General features: G+C 65.6%; 2 protein-coding genes and 1 pseudogene. All 3 read left to right on the top strand.

The window, feature by feature from the left end; genetic code table 11:
• Window positions 1–1,305: pseudogene (locus LB557_RS31690) on the top strand (collagen-like protein); the annotation flags it as partial.
• A 608-nt stretch (window positions 1,306–1,913) separates the two neighbouring features.
• Window positions 1,914–2,807, top strand: a complete 894-nt coding sequence (locus LB557_RS31310; RefSeq protein WP_224644248.1) for a DUF4347 domain-containing protein — start codon at window positions 1,914–1,916, stop codon at window positions 2,805–2,807.
• An 87-nt stretch (window positions 2,808–2,894) separates the two neighbouring features.
• Window positions 2,895–5,035 (top strand): DUF4347 domain-containing protein (locus LB557_RS31695; RefSeq protein ID WP_263496953.1); only part of this gene is annotated, 2,141 nt, incomplete at its 3' end.

The following is a 5,035-nucleotide window of genomic DNA, read 5'->3' on the forward strand; positions in this document are numbered from 1 at the left end:
AACACCGGAGCTACTGGCTCAACTGGTGCAACCGGATCGACTGGCTCGACCGGGGCCACTGGTGCCACCGGCTCGACTGGTGCCACAGGCTCGACCGGAGCGACTGGCTCGACCGGGGCGACAGGTGCCACCGGCTCGACAGGTGCCACAGGCTCGACTGGTGCCACAGGCTCGACCGGGGCAACAGGTGCGACCGGCTCGACCGGGGCCACCGGCTCGACCGGGGCGACTGGTGCAACCGGAGCGACTGGCTCGACCGGGGCCACCGGCTCGACCGGGGCGACTGGTGCAACCGGAGCGACTGGCTCGACCGGCGCCACTGGCTCGACTGGTGCAACCGGCTCGACTGGTGCCACGGGCTCAACCGGTGCCACTGGTGCAACCGGATCGACTGGAGCGCCGGGCTCGACCGGTGCCACGGGTAACACCGGAGCTACCGGATCGACTGGCTCGACTGGCTCGACGGGGGCGACCGGCTCGACTGGAGCTACCGGTGCCACAGGCTCGACCGGAGCGACTGGCTCGACCGGAGCAACAGGCTCGACCGGGGCGACAGGTGCCACCGGCTCGACTGGTGCCACAGGCTCGACCGGTGCCACTGGTGCAACCGGATCGACTGGAGCGACTGGCTCGACCGGTGCCACGGGTAACACCGGAGCTACTGGCTCAACTGGTGCAACCGGATCGACTGGCTCGACCGGGGCCACTGGTGCCACCGGCTCGACGGGTGCCACAGGCTCGACCGGAGCGACTGGCTCGACTGGTGCGACCGGATCAACCGGATCAACAGGTGCCACAGGCTCGACAGGCTCGCAAGGTCCGACCGGCCCGACCGGAGGAACCGGTTCGGGTGGTGGTGACACTGGTCATGCCAACAACGGCCACGGCAACGGAGAACAGCCCGCGCCGGGTAATTCCGGGGACCATAACAATGCCGATAACAGCTCACACCAGGGACAGGGCAACTCCGGCAACGGAAACGGCGGTCACAATGCCAACCTCACCGCCAGCACGCTGGGCCTCAAGGACTCGCCGCAATTCCTGCCGTCGAGCTCGGCCGGCAACGGCAGTGACCCCGGAGGTCAAGCGTCGTTCCGCAACCTGATCGGGCTTGCAGCCACATCGGTCACGACAGACCTGCTCAACGTCCTCAAGACGATCAGCGGATCTGGTCAGAACCACAACAAGCCGACGGGGGCGAGCACGGATCTTACTTCCGACCAGACCAAGCCTGGCGCCGGCTACGCCAGCAACGACCATACCGTCAAGACGACCCTGAAGGATCTCTTGAAGCCACATGAGTGAGCGGCGAACGGACTGGACGGTAACTGGTCTAGGTTGAAAAAAAAAGGACGCGCGGGCTTCGCTGGAGGCCCGCGCGTTGATCATTCTTCCTTGTCGGCTCGTGCAGCGTTCCTGTAGCGGGACGATAGCGGTCAGCACGAACTGGCACCCGGCAAGCTCCGCAGCTGGCGCCCTGCCAGGCGATTATTCGCAGAGTTACAGCAACTGAACGGAAGCCGGCAAGTATTCGGTTTTCAGGAACAATTTGAGCTAAGCCGACGCCTCCTATTGATCGAGGTCTGCTGCCTGGTTCTCTGAAATTTACCAATTCCTTACTTAATAGTTTACAAATCCCTAATTTTCGACTTTACTAATATGCGGGTATGGAGGGTGCCCGCAGATCGCACGGTCGGTGGCCGCAAGGTCTGCGCAGGTGGGTTGGACAGGGATCGGGTAGCAAGGCAGTTTCGCGCATGAAGAAGGGGCGTCTACAGGGCGCACCGTGACATGTCGCGTCCATGCCTATGCTTCGGCGGAAGGCAGACGGTTTCCCATTCCGGAGTTCACTCGCGAGTTTGCCGTCGAAACATCGGCGGCATGGGTGTCAGGAGTGGGGTGGGTTGAGTCAAATGTTGTCGCGTGTGCCCCGTGGGGGCGTTGGTGCATCCCCGCGGTTCGACGGGCGCCGGATCGATCCGCTGCCGGATGCTGCGACTGATCGCCCGAATGCGCCCCGGGCCTCCGAACTCCTTTTCGTCGATCCCTCCGTATCCGATATCGGCACGATCCTCGCCAACTTGAGGCAGGAGGTCGAGCCGATCCTGCTCGACGCCGAGCGCCCGGCAGCGCGGCAGATGGCGATGGCCCTCGAAGGGCGCGAGGGCCTCGACGCGGTGCACGTCATCGCGCACGGCGCGCCAGGGCGGGTGAGCTTCGCGTCGGGCGAGTGGTCGGCGCGGACGCTGGGCGACGATGAGCTCGACCTCGCCACCATCGGACGAGTCCTGGGCGGAATTGGCGAGCTGCTTCTGTGGAGCTGCAACGCCGGCACCGGCGCGGCCGGAACCGCCTTTATCAATGCGCTGTCACGCGCGGTGGCAACACCGGTTGCGGCCGCCGACGACCTGGTCGGCTCGTCGGCGTTCGGCGGCGACTGGAAACTGAACGTACGGACAAGCAAGGCCGCGATGCGGCCGCCACTGACGGAGGTTGGTATGGGAATCTACGCGGGAATTCTAATCGCCGAGGTGATGGTCACCGGCACCTTGCCGGTCGGCGCCATGGGCGGAGCGGTCACCTATTACATCGTCGACATCGAGCGGAAAACCATTGTTGGCCAGGTCATTCTGCCCAGCGCCATGCCGCAGGAAACGCCGGTGTCCATGGCGGTCAAGGTGCCGAACGCGACGGCCCCGCTCGCAATCGGCACGTACGACGCCACCGGCAATTTTCAACCTTCCAGCATCCTGAGCGTGAACGCCCCGGCCAAGCCGACCGGGGCGGTGGGACCATCCGGCACATGATTGCCGGATCCTTCCGCACCTCGTCATTCGCCGCGCCGGCCATGCCGGCTTTCGTCGTTTCCTCAAGCTGAATTCTAGGACCTCGCTATGGGCCGCGTCTCCGAAATTCTCTTTGTCGACCGCTCCGCTCCCGATCTGGGCACGATTCTGGGTAACCTGCGACCGCGGGTCGAGGCGATCGTGCTCGACGGCAGTCGGCCGGCGGCAAGCCAGATCGCCGAGGCGCTCGAAGGGCGAAGCGGGCTCGATGCCGTCCACGTCATCGCGCACGGCTCGCCGGGGCGAGTCCATTTCGGCGCCGGCGCATGGACGATCGAAACACTGGCAGCACAGTCTGACGACCTCGCCGCGATCGGCAGGGCGCTGAGCGCCGACGGCGATCTCAGGCTGTGGAGCTGCGAGACGGGCAAGGGCAAGGCGGGCGAGGCATTTGTCGAGGCGCTGGAAGAAGCCGCGGGAACTTTTGTCGGAGCGGCTGACGGACTTATCGGTTCCACCATCTTAGGCGGTAGATGGGAACTCAAGTCCTCCAAATCCGGTGTCGCTGAGCGCCCCCTCACCGCTGATGGGGCCGAGCAATATCGCGGCGTTCTCCCAGATAATTTCGTCGAGATAACTGGACACTACGGCCCATCTGCTGGGGGCATCCTCGATCCCACCGTGGGCGGGGTATTTTACCTAATGTCCGGTGGTGCGATCGTCGGTACCTTCGTCTTGCCACCAAGAAGTATCGTCGGCAACAATGCGAATTTCGATTTGATAGTTCCGGTATCGGCGGCGGTCGGTTCTACCATTACTCTATTCAATCAGGCTGGAACCAATGTCACCACTTCGAACGGGTTCACTGTGACCGCTGTTCAAGGCGGTTCAACCGGCCCGACGGGTCCGACGGGTGCGACTGGTTCGACGGGAGCGACAGGTTCAACGGGCGCAACGGGTTCGACCGGCGCTACGGGTTCAACGGGCGCCACAGGTGCGACTGGCGCCACGGGAACAACAGGTGCCACAGGTTCAACGGGCGCAACGGGTTCGACCGGCGCTACGGGTTCAACGGGCGCCACAGGTGCGACTGGCGCCACGGGAACAACAGGTGCCACAGGTTCAACTGGTGCCACGGGTTCGACCGGTGCCACAGGCGCCACAGGTTCAACTGGTGCCACAGGCGCCACAGGTTCAACAGGCGCCACGGGCGCGACGGGTGCAACCGGCGCCACAGGTGCAACCGGTGATACCGGAGCCACGGGTTCAACAGGACCTACAGGTGCCACCGGCGCGACCGGCGATACGGGTGCCACGGGTTCGACCGGTGCAACCGGAGCCACAGGCGCAACTGGTGATACAGGCGCCACGGGCTCGACCGGTGCAACCGGCGCCACAGGCGCAACTGGAGCAACCGGAGCCACAGGTGCGACTGGTGATACCGGCGCCACGGGCTCGACTGGAGCAACAGGTGCAACCGGAACCACAGGCGCGACCGGCGATACAGGTGCCACTGGTTCGACTGGTGCCACCGGCGCCACCGGCGCGACTGGTGATACCGGCGCCACGGGTTCGACCGGAGCCACAGGCGCGACCGGCGATACAGGCGCCACCGGTTCAACTGGTGCCACCGGCGATACCGGTGCCACTGGCTCGACCGGTGCCACCGGTTCGACCGGCGCAACGGGAGCCACAGGCGCGACTGGCGATACAGGCGCCACCGGCTCGACCGGAGCAACTGGCTCGACCGGAGCAACCGGCGACACGGGCGCCACAGGCTCGACTGGAGCCACCGGTGCGACGGGCTCGACTGGAGCAACCGGAGCCACAGGTGCGACCGGCGATACGGGCGCCACGGGTTCGACTGGCGATACAGGCGCCACCGGCTCGACCGGAGCAACCGGAGCGACCGGCGCGACCGGCGACACGGGCGCCACAGGCTCGACTGGAGCAACTGGAGCCACCGGTGCGACGGGCTCGACTGGAGCAACCGGAGCCACAGGTGCGACCGGCGACACGGGCGCAACGGGCTCGACTGGAGCAACCGGAGCCACAGGTGCGACCGGTGATACGGGCGCCACGGGTTCGACTGGTGCAACCGGAGCCACAGGCGCAACCGGCGATACGGGTGCCACGGGATCGACCGGAGCAACCGGAGCCACAGGTGCGACCGGCGATACGGGTGCAACAGGTTCGACTGGAGCAACTGGAGCCACAGGTGCGACCGGCGATACAGGTGCCACGGGTTC

Source organism: Mesorhizobium sp. BR115XR7A (genome assembly GCF_020165315.1).
Lineage (GTDB): Bacteria > Pseudomonadota > Alphaproteobacteria > Rhizobiales > Rhizobiaceae > Mesorhizobium > Mesorhizobium australicum.